The sequence below is a fragment of the Gluconobacter kondonii genome (assembly GCF_002723995.1).
GTDB classification, from domain to species: domain Bacteria; phylum Pseudomonadota; class Alphaproteobacteria; order Acetobacterales; family Acetobacteraceae; genus Gluconobacter; species Gluconobacter kondonii.
The window spans coordinates 68,690-86,319 of record NZ_BEWP01000004.1 but is presented as its reverse complement, the minus strand read 5'-3'; the positions used below and the strand labels follow the sequence as shown (position 1 = coordinate 86,319).

The window sequence follows — 17,630 nt, the reverse complement described above, 5'->3', positions numbered from 1 at the left end:
ATGATGATGTCTCGTCGTAACGCTCTGCTGGGTCTGACGTCTGCCTGGACGCTCGGGCGTTCTTCCCTTGCTTTTGCGGGCTCTTCCGGTGGGCCGGATGATCCGCGTCTGGTGGTGATCCTGCTTCGGGGTGCGCTCGACGGACTGTCGGCTGTGACGCCGTATGGAGATCCGGATCTGGCGTCGTATCGCCGGGCGCTGGTTCTGCCCGAGCCGGGGCAGGAGGGCGGGCTGCTCGATCTGGGTGGGTTTTACGGGCTGCATCCGTCGCTTGTGGCGCTGCATGGGCTTTACGGTCAGGGGCAGATGCTGCCGATCCATGCCGTTGCGGGGCATTATCGCAGCCGGTCGCATTTCGAGGCGCAGGATTATCTGGAGAGCGGGGCGGATGAGCGTCTGGGGAGCGGATGGCTGAACCGGGCTGTTTCCGTGCTTCAGGGCAAGGCGAACCGGCCGGATGGGTATGGTCTGGCGATGGGGCTGACGGTGCCGCTTCTGCTGCGCGGTTCGGCGCGGGTTGGAAGTTATGCGCCTGCGGGAAGCCAGCATCCGGATGCGGATCTGTATGGTCAGATTCTGGCGCTGAATGCGTCCGATCCGGTGACGGGACCGGCGTTGCGGAATGCTCTGAAAGCGCGGGGATTTTCGGATGCCGCCATGACGCAAGGGGGCATGGCAGGTGCGCCGGGTGTGGATGCTGCGGGCAAGCCGCGGAAAATCGACGCGTTTACGCAGCTTTCCACGGCAGCGGGAGAGATGCTGGCGACAGCGCATGGCCCGCGTGTGGCGGCGCTCGAAATCGGGGGGTGGGACACGCATGCCGGGCAGCTCGGGCGGTTGGGCGGACCGCTGGCGCAGCTTGACCGCGGGATCGGGGCGCTGCGTCAGGGGCTGGGCGAGAGCTGGAACCGCACCGTGGTTCTGGCTTTGACGGAATTCGGACGGACCGTGCGGATCAATGGCACGGGCGGGACGGATCACGGGACGGGGACGGTCGCGTTTCTGGCAGGTGGCGCGGTTGCGGGCGGGAAGGTCGGGGGAACCTGGCCCGGCCTGCGGTCCGGGCAGTTGTTCGAGAACCGCGACCTTGCGCCTACGACCGATCTGCGGTCGGTCGTGGCGGGGGTGCTGTGCGATCATCTGCATCTGCCGCAGCATGCGGTGGGGACGGTCTTCCCGGGGTCGGCTGTGGAGCCTGCCCGGGGGCTGGTTGTTCCAGTGTGAGACCGGGTTTTTACATCCGTTCAGAACTCCGAAACGACTGAGAAAAACGTGCCGCGCCGCTGGCCGTATTGGGCCTGATAGATGCCGACGCCGCTGCCGTTGCGGAGCTGGTAGCGTTTGTCGAACAGGTTCATGACGTCCGCGCGAATTTTGATGTCATGTCCGAACGGGACCTTCGTGAAGGTATGCTGGTAGCCGATGTTGAAGACGTCGTATTGCGGCTCTTTTTCCAGATTGGCGAAGCCGCTGCGCAGGCCGTAGCCATAGACGAAATCGACATAGGCCATGTCGTGTTTCGTGGTCCAGGATGCGCCTGCGGTGGCGGTGAATTCGCCCTGATGGTCGAGCTGGATCGCGTGGTTGCGGATATAGGCGAGTTCAACCAGATCGAACTGGTACTGCGCCGAATTGATGTCCTGGGCCGAAGTTTTGACGTAGGAAAAATTGCCGTACATCGACCAGGGTCCGTGCCGCCATGAACTGCCGAATTCCGCGCCATAGACACGGCCGCGTTTGTAGCTGAAGGGGGCGAGGATGACCGCGCGGCCGAACTGTCCGAGATCGGTGAGGTCATGCGCCCATTTGGCGTAGGCGTCGAGCGTGATCTGGAATTCGGGTGTGATGCGCTGGAGGATCCCGCCATCGACGTAATTCGATTTCTCGACTTTCGTGGCGTTGTTGATCGTGTTCGCGGCCGCGTTGGTGGTGCCCGCAAAGCGCGCGAGCGTGGACGGGTAGACATATTGCGGGGACGGCGGGGCGAAATAGCGCGAATAGCCAAGATGCAGCGTTGTGGTGCGGGTGGGTTTCCAGACCATGTTCGCGCGTGGGCTTAATTGTCCTTCAGTGTCGAAAGACGAGGCGAAACGGTCGTAGCGGATGCCGTAATTGAAGGTTAGGTTATGGGTGATCTTGTACTCATCCTGAATATAGGCGCCCGCTTCGACGGACCAGTTTCCGGTATTGTCGATCATGCGTTTTGCGATGTCGGATGTCTGGTTTCCGGCGTCGTCCACGGGGAAAGCCAGCGTATCGGTGTCCAGCCGTTCGGACGTGTACTGCCCCAGAAGACCGGCCCGCAGCGTGTGATGAGGGGCGATGTCGTAGGACAGATCGGCCTGCATGCCGCCGGTCGTGAAGTCGTTGACTTCATGTTCCGAGACGCCCTGATAGATCAGGTCGCGGTCACGGTCGGGGGTGTAGTCGATCCGGCCGTAGCGGAAATAGGGTGAGACCTGAAGGTTCAGCTTTTCGGTCGTGCGCTGATAGGACAGCACGGCGTAGTAGTTTTGTTCGGTCTGGCTGTCGTTCAGATTGGCCCAGTTCAGGGACGGGTCATGCGAATTGACGCCCGCGACGTTGTACAGGGTCGTGTAGTCCGGGCTGGTTGTGTCGAATGTCTTGAACGAGTTGGGGATTTCGAAATCCGCGTAGGAGGCGCTCGTCAGCAGCGTGATCCGGCTTGCGTCGTCGAGATGGTAGGACAGATACGCGAAGGCTTTTTCCTGTTCGGTCACGTCATGGATGGCGCGGAACGTGTTGCTCGGGTTTTCGATGCCGATATTGTTGCGAGTGAAGGACAGGGTGGTGAAATAGTCCAGCTTGCCGTGCTGGCCGCCAAACTGCATGGACGGGACGAAGGTGTTGTAGCTCCCGCCATACAGCGAGACCTGGTTGTGTTTGAGGCTGTCGCCGGTCTTGGTTGTGACGTCCACCACGCCTGCGGTGCGGAAGCCGAACTGGGCGGGCAGCGTGCCGGTCAGCAGGTCTACGGACTGGATGATGCGGGTGTCGAGTTCCTGTCCGAAACCGTTCAGCCCTTCCGGCAGCAGAACGCCGTTGACGCGATAGGTCAGGCCGCCATGTTCGCCGCGGACATGGACTTCCCCATAGCTGTCGAGAACGACGCCGGGGACGCGGAGGAGGATCTGGCTGAAGGCCGCGTTCTGGCCGCCAGGGGTGGTGGTGATCTGGCGCTGGTCGATGGTGTAGTCCACGGCGCCGAGACCGGGAAAAATGCGCGCGCGTTCGTTGTTGAGATGCCCGACGACGCTGATGTGTTCGGAAGGGGCGGTTTTTTTCGCAGGATCGGCTTTTTTGACGGTCCGGGATTTGTGTCTGGATGGGGTGTCGTTGGCGAAACCTGTGCCGATGAGGGTCAGGCTGACGGCCATCAAACCGCAGGTCCGGAAGCATTTCCGGCACGATAGTAAACTGATCATGGTATAGTATTTGCTATATCTGCTGGGGTGCATGCGGGCGGCCTGAGGAGTGGGGTTCAGCCACCCGGAATCAGGGGGGCAGTGTCAGACTTAAAGCATCAGCGTTATGATATGCAATATGCTATATCAATCAGCATAAGGTCTGCCGCAAGAGAGTGGATCGGATGATCAGGAGAGTCCGGTACCGAAAGCCATCTGTCAGGGCAGCCTGAAAAGCGGTAAAAATTATTGAGACGCTGGATATGCGATCATTCATCGGACATGGTTGCTCGTCTTTCTCTCTGCCTCTGTTTTCTCAAGCGAAGCGTCCCACATGACAGTCTCTTCTCCGGTCCTAACGCCCCTTCATCAGCCCCGCATTGCCGCCATAGACGGCGGGGGGACCAAGACGCTTCTGGCTGTTGTGGGCAGGGACGGATCGCTGGGGCCTGTGCTTCGGGGGGCAGGATCCAATCCGTTTGATCAGGCCGGATGGCAGGATGTGTTGCAGTCTTTGCTGGGGCAACTTCCCTCCACGACGGCTGCGCTGTCTCTGGGGCTTGCAGGGTATGAGGAGACGCGGGTTCTGGGGCGTGAACAGAGCGAGGTTGTGGAAAACGCCTTTGCGGGGCCCTTCAACATCTGCAGCGATGTGGAAATGGCCTGTACCGGGGCTTTCGCGGGGGAGGCGGGGGTTCTGGTTTTGTCAGGCACGGGGTCGGTGGCATGGGCTACGGATGGCCGGGACGGCCAGGTCAAGATTGGCGGCTGGGGCGGATTGTTCGGGGACGAGGGCAGTGGGTTCTGGATCGGGCGTCAGGCGCTGGCGCTGCTGACGGCGCTTCTGGATGGACGCAATCAGGCGGATCATGCGTTTTTCGCGCCGTTCGTGGCGGCGATGGGCCTTCCGACTGAAAAAGCGGCGTGTGGGACGGCGCTTCTGGAATGGTATGGGACGCTGCGTCATCCGAGGGCCAGTGTTGCGGCTCTGGCGCGGATTGTTTCGGATCTGGCCGAGGGCGGACTGGAACCGGCCCGGCGGCTGATGCGTGAGGCGGCGGATCATCTCTGCGCCCATATCGAGGCCGCCCAGCGCCATTTTCCCGAAACATCGCTGCCGTGGAGTTATGCGGGGGGAACGTTCCAGAGCCGGTTTCTTCGGGAAAGCATTGCCCTGCGCTATGGTGCGCCTGTGCCGCCGCGCCTTCCGCCGGTCGGAGGGGGGCTGCTCAATGCTGCGCGTCTGGCCGGGTGGGACGTGGATGATGCGTGGATTGAGCGCGTGTCCGTTGCACTCCGCGATGCGGGGCTGACGTCGTGACGGCGCCTGTCCAGTCCGGCAGGGGGCTGACCGGGGATTATGGACTGGCGCCTCTGGGTGTGGCTGCGGCGATTTTCTTCATCATGGGTTTTGTGACCTAGATGAACGGTCCGCTGATTTCGTTCGTGCGTGTGGCGTTTGATTTGAGCGATACGAGCGCCTTTCTCGTGCCGATGGTGTTCTATTTTTCGTATTTCCTGTTTTCCCTGCCTGCGTCTTTCGTGGCCCGGAGGCTTGGTCTGCGGCGGGGGCTGGCTGTTTCGCTCGTGTTGTGTGCGGCGGGCGTGGCGCTGTTTGGACAGTTTATTGCCATGCGTCTTTACGGGGGTGCCCTGACCGGGTTGCTGGTGATGGGGGCCGGGCTGTCTCTGATGCAGGTGGTGATTAACCCGCTGGTCAGTCTGCTGGGGCCGTCCGAACGGGCCTCGCAGCGCATTGCCATTATGGGCGTGTGTAACAAATGCGCGGGAATTCTGGCCCCGATCGTTCTGGCGACTGTGGTGATGGGGGATATTGGGACGCTGTCCCAGCGGGCGCAGGAGACGACGGACCCTGTGGCGCGCAATGCACTTCTGTCGGGGTTCGTGCAGGCGATTTATGCGCCTTACATGACGATGGCTGTTGTTCTGTTGCTGACGGCCATCGGCGTGGCGCTCTGTCCGCTGCCGGATTTGCAGGCGCCTGCGCTGCCGGGGCCTCTGGAGGGGAGCCGGCGTATTTTCCGGCCGCATCTGGTGTTCGGGATTGTCGTGATGTTCCTGTATGTCGGCGTGGAAGTCATGGCCGGGGACGCCATTGGGACCTATGGGCAGGGTTTTGGCCTGCCGCTGAGCCAGACACGCTTTTTCACGTCCCTGACGCTGGCCGGAATGCTGGGGGGATATATCCTCGGGTTTCTGGTCGTGCCGCGGATTGTGACGCAGGAGCGGCTCATGGAACTAGCCTGTTTTCTGGGCGCGGGGCTGACGGTCGCGGCGTTTCTGACGCAGGGCTATGTTTCGGTTCTGTGTGTGGCGTTGCTGGGGGCGGCCAATGCCATGCTGATGCCCTCGATTTTCCCCATCGCCATTCGGGGGGGCGGGGCGTGGACGCCGCTCGCATCCGCCCTGTTGGTCATGGCGTATAGTGGCGGGGCAATCATTCCGCAGATTTACGTCATTCTCAAGCCGTTCGTGGGCTTTCAGGGCATGTTTGCGCTGCTGGTTCTGCCGTCTTATCTGGCCTTGCTGCTCTATGCCCGGCGTTATGGTCGGACTGGGCTTTTACCACTGGATCAGGAGCCATGATGGCGCATCTTGAGGGCAGGATCGTCCTGCGCGATCGCATTGTTTCGGGGCGGGTGGATTTTGACAGCCATATCCGCGAGATTGTGCCTCAGTCCGGAGTGCCGGAGCGCTATATTCTGCCGGGCTTTATTGATGGTCATGTTCATGGTGGCGGCGGGGCCGATACGATGGACGGGGTTGCGGCCATTGAGACGCTCTCGCGCTTTCATCTGGGCCACGGAACCACGACGATCCTGCCGACGACGATCACCGCGCCCTGGGCGGAGGTTATGGACGCGTTGCGGGCGGTGGCGGAAGTCTGTGATCGGGGTGTAGAGGGTGGGCCGCGCATTCATGGCGCGCATCTGGAAGGGCCTTTTGTCAGTCCGCACAAGCTGGGGGCCCAGCCGCCGTTCAATATCGAGCCGACCGCCGAGCGGGTGGTGGAAGCTGTTGCGACCGGGTGTGTGCGTGTCGTGACGATCGCGCCGGAGCTGGAACACGCGCCGACGGCCATGAAGGCTTTTGCGCAGGCGGGTGTCCGGGTCAGTCTGGGGCATACCACCACGGATTTTGAGGGTGCCGAACGGGCGATCTGTCTGGTTTGTGCGGCCGGGGGAACCGTCGGAGGGACGCATCTGTTCAATGCCATGTCGGCGATTGAGGGGCGGCGTCCCGGTCCGGTGACGGCGCTGATGTGCAGTGATGTGGCGTATGGGGAAATGATCTTCGATACGCATCATGTTCATCCTGCCAGTTTCCGGCTGGCGGAGCGGATGATGGGGCAGCGGCTGCTGTTCGTGACGGACGCCATGCGGGGTACGGGTGAGGCTGATGGTCCGAGCCAGCTTGGCGGGCAGGACGTGATGATCCGTAATGGCGTGGTTCGGCTGCCGGATGGCACGCTTGCGGGGAGCATTCTGACGCTGGATCAGGCGTTGCGGAATGCCCTTGATGCCGGAATGTCGCTCCCGAAGGCGGCGCGTCTTGTCAGTACAAATGCCGCCGCTTATCTCGGATTGCAGGACCGGGGGACGATTGCGCCGGATCTTCTGGCGGATTTCACGGTTCTGGATGACAGGTTTCAGGTCAGCGAAGTCTGGGTCAATGGAGAGCGCAGGGTATGAAAATCATCGTTACGGACACGCCCGGTCAGGCGTTTCAGCCCGCGGCAGACATGATTGCGGAGGAAATCCGCGGATTTGGGGCGCCCGTTTTGGGATTGGCGACGGGCCGCACGATGGAGAGCATTTACCAGCTTCTGGTGCAGCAACATGACGCGGGGACGCTGGATTTTTCCGGCACGACGTCGTTCAATCTGGACGAATATGTTGGCCTGCCGCCGACGGACCCGAATTCCTACAGCCATTACATGCAGGAGCATCTGTTTTCGCATGTGAACATGCCCGCAGGGCAGGGGCATGTTCCGAATGGTGTTGCTGTGGATCTGGAGGCTGAGTGCGCGCGCTATGAGGCCGCCATTCGCGCGGCTGGCGGCCTCGGGTTGCAGCTTCTGGGCATTGGCGAGACGGGGCATATCGGTTTCAACGAGCCGCCCTCCGCGTTCGACAGCCGGACGCGGGTTGTCCATCTGGATGATGTGACGCGACGTCAGAACAGCGGCATGTTTGGCGATGATCCGGAGCGTGTGCCGGAACGCGCTCTGACGATGGGTGTGGGGACGATCTTGGAAGCGCGCCGTCTTCTGCTGGTGGCTGTTGGTGAGGGCAAGGCGGCGATCGTTGACGAGGCGCTGAACGGTCCGATTAACGAGGCTGTCAGTGCCACGGCGATCCGTCTTCATGACGATGTGACAGTCATTTTGGACGAAGCCGCGGCCCGGATCTGGCGTTGCCATCAAGGATAGATCAGTTGAGTGATCTATAATCGTTTAGTTTTTGAAGAAACTATCTGTGCCCATATCGTAATCTGAAACGCTTATGCGTGACAAAAGTAATAATATGAGAAGCGTACCTCATAAATTAATGGCTTATGGCCATTGGTGTCCCGTACGGGATTCGAACCCGTGTTGCCGCCGTGAAAGGGCAGTGTCCTAGGCCTCTAGACGAACGGGACTGGAGGCGTGAGCGGGTGTATAGAAGGGGTTTTGGAGGGCGTCAAGCGGCTGTTGCGTCGGAAATGAAAAAAGATAGATTTTTTCGCTCCTGCCATGTTTCAGCGCGTAATGTGCCCGCGATGTGGAGCAGTGGCATGGAGCGGTCTTCCAGCAGGGGGGCGAAGGGTTTGTCGCCTGCACGGAAGACCAGACCCCGCAGGCGGGTGTTTCCGTCCTCGCCCTGAAGGATGACGCGGAGCGTGTTGCCATCCTTGCCGATCCGTTCGCTTTTGACGCAGCGGACATTGCTGATGGCGAGGACCGGTTCTTCATTGCCGGGGCCAAAAGGTTCCAGTCGCGCGAGCTGATCGGCCACGGCAATGGACGCTCCGGCCAGTGTCATGATGCCGTCGAGTTTCAGCGCGTCCTGTTTGGGCAACGCCAGCGCGGTGGAGAGCTGTGCGTTCAGGGCGGCGTGAAACTCCTCGGCCCGCTCTGCGGCAAGGGAGAACCCGGCGGCCATGGCGTGTCCGCCGCCTGTGAGGAGGAGACCGTTCTGTCGGGCGGCGATGATGGCGGTTCCGAGGTCCAGTCCGGGAACCGAGCGGGCCGAACCTTTGATGACGCCATCGGTCAGGGCGGCGACCAGAGCTGGGCGGTTGTAGCGTTCTTTCAGGCGCCCAGCGACGATGCCGACGACACCGGGGTGCCAGTTTTCACCATGCAGGAAGATGACGGCATGGCCTGCATCAAGCTGCTGCTGGGCCTGTTCCATGGCGGAGTCGAGGATTGTGGATTCGACGGTCTGGCGCTGGCGGTTGACGCGGTCGAGTTGTTCGGCGAGGGCGCGGGCTTCGACGACATCTTCGGATAACAGAAGTTTCAGACCAAGATCCGCCTGTGCGATGCGGCCTCCGGCATTGATGCGAGGGCCGAGGGCAAAGCCGCAAGCCATGGCGCTGGCTTCTTCCTTCACGCCTGCGACGGAGGAGAGTGTGGCCAGTCCGAGGCGCTCTCCACGCGACATGACGCGCAGGCCCTGCATGACAAGAGCGCGGTTCAGGCCGGTCAAGGGCATGACATCGCAGATGGTGGCAAGGGCCGTGAGGTCGAGGCGCTGGAGCAGGTCGGGGATGGCCTGCCCGTCGTCGAACCAGTTGGTGCGGCGTAGGAGGCGGATTGTGGCGACCATGGTGAGGAATGCGACGGCCGTGGCGCAGATGTTGTTCAGGCCCGACGCACAGTCCAGCCGGTTTGGGTTGACCACGATGCCTTTCGGCAGGGCGGCTCCGTCGGGTTTGTGGTGATCGAGAACGATGATGTCGGCACGGTCTGTCAGGCCGTTGAGGATATCGATCGCAGCCGTGCCGCAGTCGATGCAGACAAGCAGGGTCGCACCTTGTGACAGCAGGTTTTCGAGAGCTGCGGTGTTGGGGCCGTAGCCTTCGGTCAGGCGGTCGGGGATATGGGTGCTGACGGTGCAGCCGAGTTCGCGCAGCGTGTCGCAGACGAGGGCTGTGCCGCAGGCGCCGTCTACGTCGTAGTCGCCAAACAGGCCAACATGCTCGCGGTTGCGGACGGCCTGTGCGAGGCGTTCGGCGGCCCGGTCCATGTCCTGCAGGCAGGAGGGGTCGGGCATGGCGTCGCGCAGGCGGGGATTGAGAAACGAAGAGGCGTCGTGGGGTGCGACGCCTCGTGCCGAGAGGATACGGGCCAGAAGCTCAGGAATATTGGCCTGCTGGGCGAGAGCAAGAGCCAGCCGGTTGTCTGCTTCCGCCAGTCTGGGATCGCGCCAGATCCAGCGGCGGTTTCCTGCACTTCGGGTTACGCCGAGGACGGCGCCCGTATCGTCTGCGAGCATGGTTCTCCGTTCAGGACGCGGGTTCTGCCTGTGGTGTGAAGCTGTGATGGCTCTCTATATAGCGCACCGTGCGGGATTTTGAACGCATCACGATGGAATGCGTGCGGGCACGGGTTGCGCTCGGACGTTCCACGCCCTTCAGGAGCGGGCCGGATGTGACGCCTGTTGCGGAGAACAGGACGTTGCCGGCGGCCATATCGTGCAGGTAGAGCTTGCGGGCCGGGTCGAGGCCGTTCGCCATTTCGCGGGCGCGCTGACGCTGTGTGTCGTCTTCGAACAGGAGGCGACCTTGCATCTGGCCTTCCATACAGCGGATGGCTGCGGCGGCCAGAACGCCTTCGGGAGCGCCACCGGAACCGGCGTACAGATCCACACCGCCGCCGTCTACGCAGGTTGCGATGGCGGCTGCGACGTCGCCGTCGCTGAGGAGCATGACGCGGGCACCAGCTTCGCGGGCGTAGGCGATCAGTTCTTCATGTCTTTCACGGTCAAGCGCGCACAGGACCATGTCCGACACGTTGCGCTTCTTGGCCTTGGCCAGCGAGCGGAGATTGTTGCCGATCGAGGCGTCCAGATCCACCACGCCTTCCGGAAGGTCCGGGCCGACGACGATCTTTTCCATGTAGATGTCAGGCGCGTGGAGGAACTTGCCGCGTTCGGCCAGCGCCACGACTGTCAGGGCGTTGGGCAGGCTCTTGGCGCAGAGATTCGTGCCTTCGAGCGGATCGACCGCGATGTCCATCGCCGGTCCGCCGGAGCCGACTTTCTCGCCGATATAAAGCATCGGGGCTTCGTCCATCTCGCCTTCGCCGATGGTGACGATGCCGTCGATGGCCACGGTGTCGAAGGCGGCGCGCATGGCCTGTACGGCTGCGCCGTCCGCCTCGTTTTTCTGGCCGCGACCGGTCCAGTGTGCGGAAGCGATTGCGGCAGCTTCCGTCACGCGGACGAGCTCAAGGGCAAGGTTGCGGTCAGTGACGCGATAGGGGGGGATGTTCTGAGGGTCGATCACGCAAGGGGATCCTCGATTTTGAGCACAAGCGGCTTTCCGGTCACGACAGGAAGGACGGCGAGTGCTGTTGCGGCTGCATGAATGGCTTTTTCAGGAACCTGATGGGTGATGATTGTCAGGTCGGCGCATCCGGTTGCAGCATCATGCTGGGAAACAAAGTGAACGGAGACATCGTGGTCCCGGAGAACCGATGTCAGCTCTGCCATTACGCCCGGACGGTCCTGAACGTTTAGACGTAAATAGAAAGCGCTGTTCAAATCAGCGAGACTGGCGCAGTCGGCAGCGGGTGAAACGGAGGTTGTGCCCCACACCGGAATGGCGGTTCCCCGCGCCAGATCGATCAGATCGGCGACGACGGCGCTGGCGGTCGGGCCTTCGCCCGCGCCACGACCGGAGATGGTCATCGGACCGCTGAAGACTCCCTGTGTGGAGACGGCGTTGAACACACCATCGACGGCGGCGATGGGGGCTTTGGCGGGAACGAGGCAGGGGCGGACCCATGCTGCGACACTGCCGTTTTCAGCCTGCCTGGCCATGCCGAGAAGCTTGATGCGGTATCCGAGTTCGTCGGCGAATTTCAGATCTGTCGCGGTGATGTCGCGGATGCCCTGAACGGAGAGCGTCTTGAACGCGATGGGCCGGAAGGCCAGACCAGCCAGAATGGCGAGCTTGTGGGCGGTGTCCCAGCCATCCACGTCCGTGGAGGGTTCGGCTTCAGCATAACCCTTGGCCTGTGCTTCGGTCAGGACGTCCGTGAAATCCCGGCCTGTGGCGCGCATTTCGGTCAGGATGTAGTTGCAGGTCCCGTTCAGGATGCCACCCACGCTGAGGAGGCGATCTGCGGCCAGACCTTCGCGCACGAGTTTGATGGCGGGGATGCCGCCTGCCACAGCTGCCTCGAACAGGAGGGGGGCGTTCTTTTCCGCGGACAGGCGGCTGAGGCTGTCGCCATGCAGGGCTACGAGCGCCTTGTTGGCGGTCACGACCGGCAGGCCGCGTTCGAGCGCGGTGCGGACCATGTCATGCGCCGAACCTTCGGAGCCGCCGATGAGTTCGACGGCCACGTCGATCTCCGGGTCCTGCGCCACGGCGGTGGCGCTGTCATGCCAGCGCATGGCGGACAGGTCGGTGCCACGGTCGCGCGTGCGGTCTCGGGCCGTGATGGCCACGACTTCGATCGGCCGACCGGCCCGGGCGGTAATCAGGTCAGCGTTCTCACGCAGGAGACGAATGACACCGATCCCGACAGTTCCGAGTCCAGCCAGTCCGATCCGCAGTGGTTTCACGATGATGCAGCTCCAAGAAGATCAGCGGTTCCGGCCCCGGCGCCGTGCCGGGTCATGAAGCTCTTGATGGCCCGCGTCGCCTGACGCAGCCGCTGGGTGTTTTCGACAAGTCCGATCCGGACAAAGCCCTCGCCGTATTCCCCGAATCCAAGGCCGGGTGCAACCGCAACCCCGGCTTCCTTGAGTAGGAGTTTGGAGAAGGCGACGCTGCCCATTTCGGCGAAGGCAGGGGGGATAGGGGCCCAGGCGAACATTGAGCCTGCGGGAACGGGCACGTCCCATCCGGCACTCTGAAGACCACGCAGGAGAACATCCCGGCGGTCTTTGTACATGGCACGGATTTCCGAAACGTAGTCCTGCGGGCCGTTCAGCGCGGCGACGGAGGCGACCTGAATGGGCGTGAAGGCGCCGTAATCCAAGTAGGACTTGATGCGTGTCAGGGCCTGGATCAGCTTCGGATTACCGACCGCAAAGCCCATGCGCCAGCCCGCCATGGAGTAGGTCTTGGACATGGACGTGAACTCGACGGCCACGTCCTTGGCGCCCGGAACGGCGAGAAGGGACGGCGGCGGTTCGTTCTCGTTGAAATAGATTTCCGCGTAAGCCAGATCGGACAGGATCCAGATGTTTTCCCGACGCGCGAAGGCCACGAGTTCCTTGTAGAAATCAAGGTTCGCGACGAAAGCCGTCGGATTGGACGGGAAGTTGACGATCAGTGCCGTGGGCTTGGGCACGGAATGGCGGACGGCGCGGTCCAGAGCGCGGAGCATGTCCTCGTCCGGTGTGGCCGGGATCGAGCGGACGGAGGCTCCGGCGATGATGAAGCCGAACTGGTGGATCGGGTAGGACGGGTTCGGGACGAGGATCGTATCGCCGGGGCTCGTGATGGCGGCGGAGAGGTTCGCCAGCCCTTCTTTGGAGCCGAGCGTTGCGATGACCTCGGTTTCCGGGTCCAGCGAGACGTTGAAGCGGCGCTCGTAATAGTTCGCCATGGCTTTGCGTAAGCCCGGAATGCCGCGGCTGACGGAATAGCCGTGCGCGCGCGGATTGCCGACCGTTTCGATCAGCTTCTGCACGACATGCGCGGGCGGTGCGCTGTCGGGGTTGCCCATGCCCAGATCGATGATGTCGTCACCGGCGGCTCGCGCGGCGGCCTTGGCCTTGTTCACTTCAGCGAACACGTAGGGCGGCAGGCGGCGGATGCGGTGGAACTCTTCGGTCATGACCAGCTCTGGGGCAGAGGGTGAAAGGGAGAGGCGACGATAGACAGGTTTTTTCAGGAGTGGAACAGTCTGACTGTGACAGATCTCACAATGTGTCTTTCGGCCTCTCGGTTCAGCCCCCTGTTAGCCTCCGATCGTGACGCGCACGCCGTCGCCGATGGCTTCCGCCTTGAGGATGATGGAGGAGGCAGGAACACCACGTTCAATCAGCGCGCGCGCAACCACGCGGGCGCGAAGCAGGCCAAGGGCGATTTCGCGGTTCTGATCCGCAGGGGCAAGAGCGGCATCCGCGCTCATGAAAGCGCCGAAGCCCCGGATGGTCAGGGGACGGTTGCCGCGCTGTGAGACGATATGCTGGTAATCGCCCTGAGGGTTGCCCATGACGTGGTCGGTGGCGGGCTGAAAGCGGATCAGGGTGCCTTCTGGTGTTGAGGTGTCGATATCCGGCTGGACAGGATCGCTCAGCATGGCGTCACGCGGGAGGTCGAACCCCGGAAACTGCGGCGGCGGGGGCGGGAGGTCTCCGATTTTTGGAAACTGGCCCGGAGGGGTCGGCGGGATGGATTTGGCCACCACGGGAGGAAGTTCGGCTTCTGGGGCGGGGGGCTGTGCCTGAACAGGGGGCTTCTTTGCCGGTGCCTGAACTGGCGCAGGAGAGGCCGTGGAGGGGGTGTCGGGGGGCGGATTGATGGCCGACGGGCTTTCGGGCTCCGGCTGGCCAACGGTTGTCATGGTCATGCCGCTCTGTTCGGCGTTGGCGGTCGTTACGGCGGCCGGTGTGGGTTTGGGTGGCGGCGGGATGGTCGGCAGAGCGCCCTGAGCAGCACTTTCGCGCTGGGCGAGGTTGCGCTGCGCTTCAAGGCGGGTCGTCAGCGACAGGCGCGCCTCCGGGGTCGGCAGGTTCGGCGCTTCTGTGGGGGTCCGGCCGACATGGGGGTAGGCCAGATTTTCACCCGGTGGCGGGGCGCGCAGTTTTGCGATTTCGCCGCCCTGAAAGCCGTGCCACCAGCCGGTTACGGTGTCGGTCATGTCCTGATGCTGGCAGGCCGAGAGAAGTGGCGCGGTCATCAGCAGAAGAAACGGGATTTTTCCCGCAGTTCTGCGTGTTGCCGCTGTCATGGGCTGCCTGCTGTTCCCTCTGCTTTTTCCTGAGGCCACTGTGCCGTTCCTGCCGTCTTTGGAATATCGAAATATGGCGGACACTAGCGGTTCGGAACCGGGAAGGCGAGTGGTGCTGTCCGCTCCAAGTGGAAGGAGGACTTGGCACCGACGAAAACGAAGCGCAGGATAGGGGCTATGAAGATGCATGCTGGATCTGGAAACGATATGGATATCACCAGAATGAACCCGACCCGCCTGGATGACGAGCCGGATGCTCCGGAGCGCGAAACCCGCGAGGAAGACAACAAGACGCTGAACAGCCCGATCAGCGAGCTTGAAGGCCGTCTGTTCGATCAGCGGAAAGTTCTGATTTTCGGCGGTATCAACGACAAGATCGCGCGTGATGTGACCGGTCGTCTGCTGGCGCTGGCCGGAACGTCCGACAAGCCGATCGACGTCTATGTGAACTCGCCGGGCGGTCATGTGGAGAGTGGCGACACCATCCATGACATGATCCGCTTCGTGGATTCGATTGCGCCGATCAACATGATCGGGACCGGCTGGGTCGCCTCCGCTGGCGCGCTGATCTATGCGGCTGGCCGTCCTGAGCGGCGCGTCTGCCTGCCGAACACGCGCTTTCTGCTGCATCAGCCGATGGGCGGGGTGCGCGGTCCGGCCACGGATATCGACATCGAGGCGCGCGAGATCATCAAGATGCGCGAGCGTCTGAACCGTCTTTTCGCCAGAGAAACCGGGCAGACCTACGAAAAGATCGCCAAGGATACGGACCGCAACTACTGGATGTCGGCGCAGGAAGCGATTGAATACGGGCTTGTGAACCGTATCATCCACTCCGCGACCGATCTGAAGTAAAACTACAAGCTCCAAGGGGCACGGCGTGTCTTCGGGCACGCCGCGAAGACCATCATGAAAAGTCTGGCCGAAATCTATTCCCATCTTCCCGACGCACCGTCGGAGAAGACGCTAGAGCGCGTTGATTACGAAGCGCGCCATTGGAGCAGCCCGATCCAGGGCCCGCTCAAGCCCGGTACGGAAGAACACAAGCGGGCTGTCGCTGCGATGTTCCGCGATACGTTCAATCCGTACAAGCCCTCCGTCATCGACTGGCCTGAACTGGACCCGGAGACGCTGCATCGCATCACGTCCCTGCCGATCTGGGATATTGCGGTCCAGACCGAGGGCAAGGCGCGCCTGCGTATGGCCGCCTATGCGGACATGATCACCGATCCGGACATGAAGGACGCTCTTTCTCGGAATGCATGGGAAGAGAACCGGCACAAGGAAGTCCTGTCCAAGCTGGTCGAGGCCTACAAGATTCCGATGGCGCCGGAGCCTCCGTACATCACGCCGAAAGACACGGAATGGGCCTATCTGGTCACGGGTTTTTCGGAATGTGTGGACAGCTTCTTTGCGTTCGGACTCTTTGCCCTCGCCGAGCGGGCCGGTCTGTTTCCACAGGAACTGATCGAGACGTTCGAGCCGGTAATGCAGGAAGAATGCCGTCATATTCTGTTGTTTGCGAACTGGCTGGCCTGGCATCGGGCGACCATGCCGGTGTGGAAGCGGCCTTGGTTCGAGATGCGTGTGATCGGGGTGTGGCTGTTCCTCGCCTATGAGCGCATGGGGCTGGCTCGCTCGATTGACGACAATGGCGAAGAACACACTCAGGACAACAATTTTACCGTCACGGGTGCCAAGGACATGACGGCCATGGACGTCAAGATTCCGGACCTCATGCAGCTCTGTCTGGATGAGAATGACCGTCGTTTTGCAGGCTATGATCCGCGGCTGCTGCGGCCGACGACAACCCCGGCGATTGCACGCGTCGTTATCAAGGGTGCGAAGCTCTGGGATCGGGTTCGTAACCGGGTTGCGGCCTGAACGCTTCTCTTCCTCAGAAGGACAGATCATAAAAAAGGGCTCCGTTACGGGAGCCCTTTTTCGTTTCAGTCTTCCGAAGCGCCGTCTGCGTCGGGTTCGGGGTCCGTCATCAGGGCGTCGGCGAGAACACCGGCTTCGGCCCGGATACGTCGTTCGATTTCGGACGACATTTCCGGATGATCGCGAAGGAACTGCTTGGCGTTCTCACGTCCCTGACCGATCCGCTGGCTGTCGAAGGAGAACCATGCGCCCGATTTCTCGACGATGTTGCCCTTCACACCCAGATCGAGCAGTTCGCCCATCTTGCTGATGCCTTCGCCATACATGATGTCGAATTCAACCTGACGGAACGGGGGGGCCATCTTGTTCTTGACGACCTTGACGCGGGTCTGGTTGCCGACAACCTCGTCCTTGTCCTTGATGGACCCGATGCGGCGGATGTCGAGGCGGATAGAGGAGTAGAACTTCAGAGCGTTGCCGCCCGTGGTCGTCTCCGGATTGCCGAACATCACGCCGATCTTCATGCGGATCTGGTTGAGGAAGATCACGAGCGTGTTGGAGCGCGAGACCGTTCCTGTCAGCTTGCGGAGAGCCTGACTCATGAGGCGCGCGTGCAGACCCACATGGCTGTCGCCCATGTCGCCCTCAAGCTCGGCGCGCGGGACGAGGGCCGCAACGGAATCCACGACGAGAACGTCCACGGCGCCGGAACGGACGAGCGTATCGGCAATTTCCAGAGCCTGTTCGCCGGCATCCGGCTGGCTCAGGAGAAGATCGTCGATATTGACGCCGAGTTTGCGGGCGTAGCTGGGGTCAAGAGCATGTTCAGCATCGATGAAGGCGACGGTGCCGCCCTTCTTCTGGGCTTCGGCCAGAACATGCAGGGCAAGTGTGGTCTTGCCCGAGCTTTCCGGGCCATAGATCTCAACAATGCGGCCCCGGGGCATGCCGCCGATCCCAAGCGCGATATCCAGCCCGATGGAGCCGGTGGAAATCACATTCGTTTCCACTTTTGGCCGCTGGCCCATGCGCATGATCGAGCCCTTGCCGAAAGCACGCTCAATCTGGCTGAGTGCGCCTTCAAGCGCCTTGGTCTTGTCCATTCAATCCTCGCAATAGGTTCGGGCTGGCGTTTGGAAACCACGATAGACCGGGTAGCCATTCTCGCAAAGTGTCGT

13 protein-coding genes, 1 tRNA gene and 1 pseudogene are annotated in these 17,630 nt (G+C 62.0%); 7 read left to right on the top strand and 8 right to left on the bottom strand.

Annotation, left to right across the window (positions count from 1 at the left end):
- On the top strand, nucleotides 1-1,224 hold the full coding sequence (locus GKO01_RS05810) for a DUF1501 domain-containing protein (RefSeq protein WP_099286204.1): 1,224 nt from the start codon (nucleotides 1-3) through the stop codon (nucleotides 1,222-1,224).
- A 20-nt stretch (nucleotides 1,225-1,244) separates the two neighbouring features.
- Here GKO01_RS05810 and GKO01_RS05805 read toward each other — a convergent pair whose 3' ends face one another.
- Complete coding sequence (locus GKO01_RS05805; protein ID WP_244901346.1) at nucleotides 1,245-3,398, bottom strand: TonB-dependent receptor; 2,154 nt, start codon at nucleotides 3,396-3,398, stop codon at nucleotides 1,245-1,247.
- 361 nt (nucleotides 3,399-3,759) lie between these two features.
- Between GKO01_RS05805 and GKO01_RS05800 the strand changes: the two genes are divergently transcribed.
- From GKO01_RS05800 to nagB, 4 genes and pseudogenes are all read left to right on the top strand, one after another.
- Nucleotides 3,760-4,746, top strand: coding sequence for an N-acetylglucosamine kinase (locus GKO01_RS05800; protein ID WP_099286331.1), 987 nt, complete (start codon nucleotides 3,760-3,762; stop codon nucleotides 4,744-4,746).
- A pseudogene (gene gluP / locus GKO01_RS05795) lies at nucleotides 4,743-6,032 on the top strand (glucose/galactose MFS transporter). The gene GKO01_RS05800 and the pseudogene gluP overlap by 4 nt, the downstream one beginning before the upstream one ends.
- Nucleotides 6,029-7,138: an N-acetylglucosamine-6-phosphate deacetylase gene (gene nagA, locus GKO01_RS05790; protein ID WP_099286202.1), complete on the top strand. Its 1,110-nt coding sequence runs from the start codon at nucleotides 6,029-6,031 to the stop codon at nucleotides 7,136-7,138. The pseudogene gluP and the gene nagA overlap by 4 nt, the downstream one beginning before the upstream one ends.
- Complete coding sequence (gene nagB, locus GKO01_RS05785; protein WP_099286201.1) at nucleotides 7,135-7,878, top strand: glucosamine-6-phosphate deaminase; 744 nt, start codon at nucleotides 7,135-7,137, stop codon at nucleotides 7,876-7,878. The genes nagA and nagB overlap by 4 nt, the downstream gene beginning before the upstream one ends.
- A 133-nt stretch (nucleotides 7,879-8,011) precedes the next feature.
- Here the strand turns inward: nagB and GKO01_RS05780 are convergent.
- From GKO01_RS05780 to GKO01_RS05755, 6 genes are all read right to left on the bottom strand, one after another.
- Nucleotides 8,012-8,087: transfer RNA gene (locus tag GKO01_RS05780), tRNA-Glu, on the bottom strand.
- 41 nt (nucleotides 8,088-8,128) lie between these two features.
- On the bottom strand, nucleotides 8,129-9,928 hold the full coding sequence (gene recJ, locus GKO01_RS05775; protein ID WP_099286200.1) for a single-stranded-DNA-specific exonuclease RecJ: 1,800 nt from the start codon (nucleotides 9,926-9,928) through the stop codon (nucleotides 8,129-8,131).
- Between the two features lie 10 nt (nucleotides 9,929-9,938).
- Nucleotides 9,939-10,940, bottom strand: coding sequence for a class II fructose-bisphosphatase (glpX, locus tag GKO01_RS05770; protein WP_099286199.1), 1,002 nt, complete (start codon nucleotides 10,938-10,940; stop codon nucleotides 9,939-9,941).
- A complete protein-coding gene (locus GKO01_RS05765; protein ID WP_099286198.1) occupies nucleotides 10,937-12,226 on the bottom strand; it encodes a homoserine dehydrogenase in 1,290 nt (429 codons plus the stop codon). Before GKO01_RS05765 ends, glpX begins: the two co-directional genes overlap by 4 nt.
- On the bottom strand, nucleotides 12,223-13,449 hold the full coding sequence (locus GKO01_RS05760) for an LL-diaminopimelate aminotransferase (protein WP_099286197.1): 1,227 nt from the start codon (nucleotides 13,447-13,449) through the stop codon (nucleotides 12,223-12,225). The genes GKO01_RS05765 and GKO01_RS05760 overlap by 4 nt, the downstream gene beginning before the upstream one ends.
- Nucleotides 13,450-13,572: 123 nt before the next feature.
- On the bottom strand, nucleotides 13,573-14,568 hold the full coding sequence (locus GKO01_RS05755; protein WP_099286196.1) for an OmpA family protein: 996 nt from the start codon (nucleotides 14,566-14,568) through the stop codon (nucleotides 13,573-13,575).
- 177 nt (nucleotides 14,569-14,745) lie between these two features.
- On the opposite strand from GKO01_RS05755, the gene GKO01_RS05750 reads away from it, so the two are divergent.
- Both GKO01_RS05750 and GKO01_RS05745 read left to right on the top strand, forming a co-directional pair.
- Entirely contained in the window at nucleotides 14,746-15,423 is a 678-nt protein-coding gene (locus GKO01_RS05750) for an ATP-dependent Clp protease proteolytic subunit (protein ID WP_099286195.1), read from the top strand.
- A gap of 54 nt (nucleotides 15,424-15,477) precedes the next feature.
- The gene (locus GKO01_RS05745) at nucleotides 15,478-16,452 is read left to right on the top strand and encodes a ferritin family protein (RefSeq protein ID WP_099286194.1); all 975 of its coding nucleotides are present in this window, start codon (nucleotides 15,478-15,480) and stop codon (nucleotides 16,450-16,452) included.
- Between the two features lie 65 nt (nucleotides 16,453-16,517).
- Here GKO01_RS05745 and recA read toward each other — a convergent pair whose 3' ends face one another.
- A complete protein-coding gene (gene recA / locus GKO01_RS05740; protein ID WP_099286193.1) occupies nucleotides 16,518-17,555 on the bottom strand; it encodes a recombinase RecA in 1,038 nt (345 codons plus the stop codon).
- Nucleotides 17,556-17,630 lie beyond the last annotated feature (75 nt).

Coding starts and splice junctions, on each gene's coding strand:
- GKO01_RS05810 (WP_099286204.1), top strand. CDS start 1: ATGATGATGTCTCGTCGTAACGCTCTGCTGGGTCTGACGTCTGCCTGG.
- GKO01_RS05805 (WP_244901346.1), bottom strand. CDS start 3,398: ATGGCCGTCAGCCTGACCCTCATCGGCACAGGTTTCGCCAACGACACC.
- GKO01_RS05800 (WP_099286331.1), top strand. CDS start 3,760: ATGACAGTCTCTTCTCCGGTCCTAACGCCCCTTCATCAGCCCCGCATT.
- nagA (WP_099286202.1), top strand. CDS start 6,029: ATGATGGCGCATCTTGAGGGCAGGATCGTCCTGCGCGATCGCATTGTT.
- nagB (WP_099286201.1), top strand. CDS start 7,135: ATGAAAATCATCGTTACGGACACGCCCGGTCAGGCGTTTCAGCCCGCG.
- recJ (WP_099286200.1), bottom strand. CDS start 9,928: ATGCTCGCAGACGATACGGGCGCCGTCCTCGGCGTAACCCGAAGTGCA.
- GKO01_RS05760 (WP_099286197.1), bottom strand. CDS start 13,449: ATGACCGAAGAGTTCCACCGCATCCGCCGCCTGCCGCCCTACGTGTTC.
- GKO01_RS05755 (WP_099286196.1), bottom strand. CDS start 14,568: ATGACAGCGGCAACACGCAGAACTGCGGGAAAAATCCCGTTTCTTCTG.
- GKO01_RS05750 (WP_099286195.1), top strand. CDS start 14,746: ATGAAGATGCATGCTGGATCTGGAAACGATATGGATATCACCAGAATG.
- GKO01_RS05745 (WP_099286194.1), top strand. CDS start 15,478: ATGAAAAGTCTGGCCGAAATCTATTCCCATCTTCCCGACGCACCGTCG.
- recA (WP_099286193.1), bottom strand. CDS start 17,555: ATGGACAAGACCAAGGCGCTTGAAGGCGCACTCAGCCAGATTGAGCGT.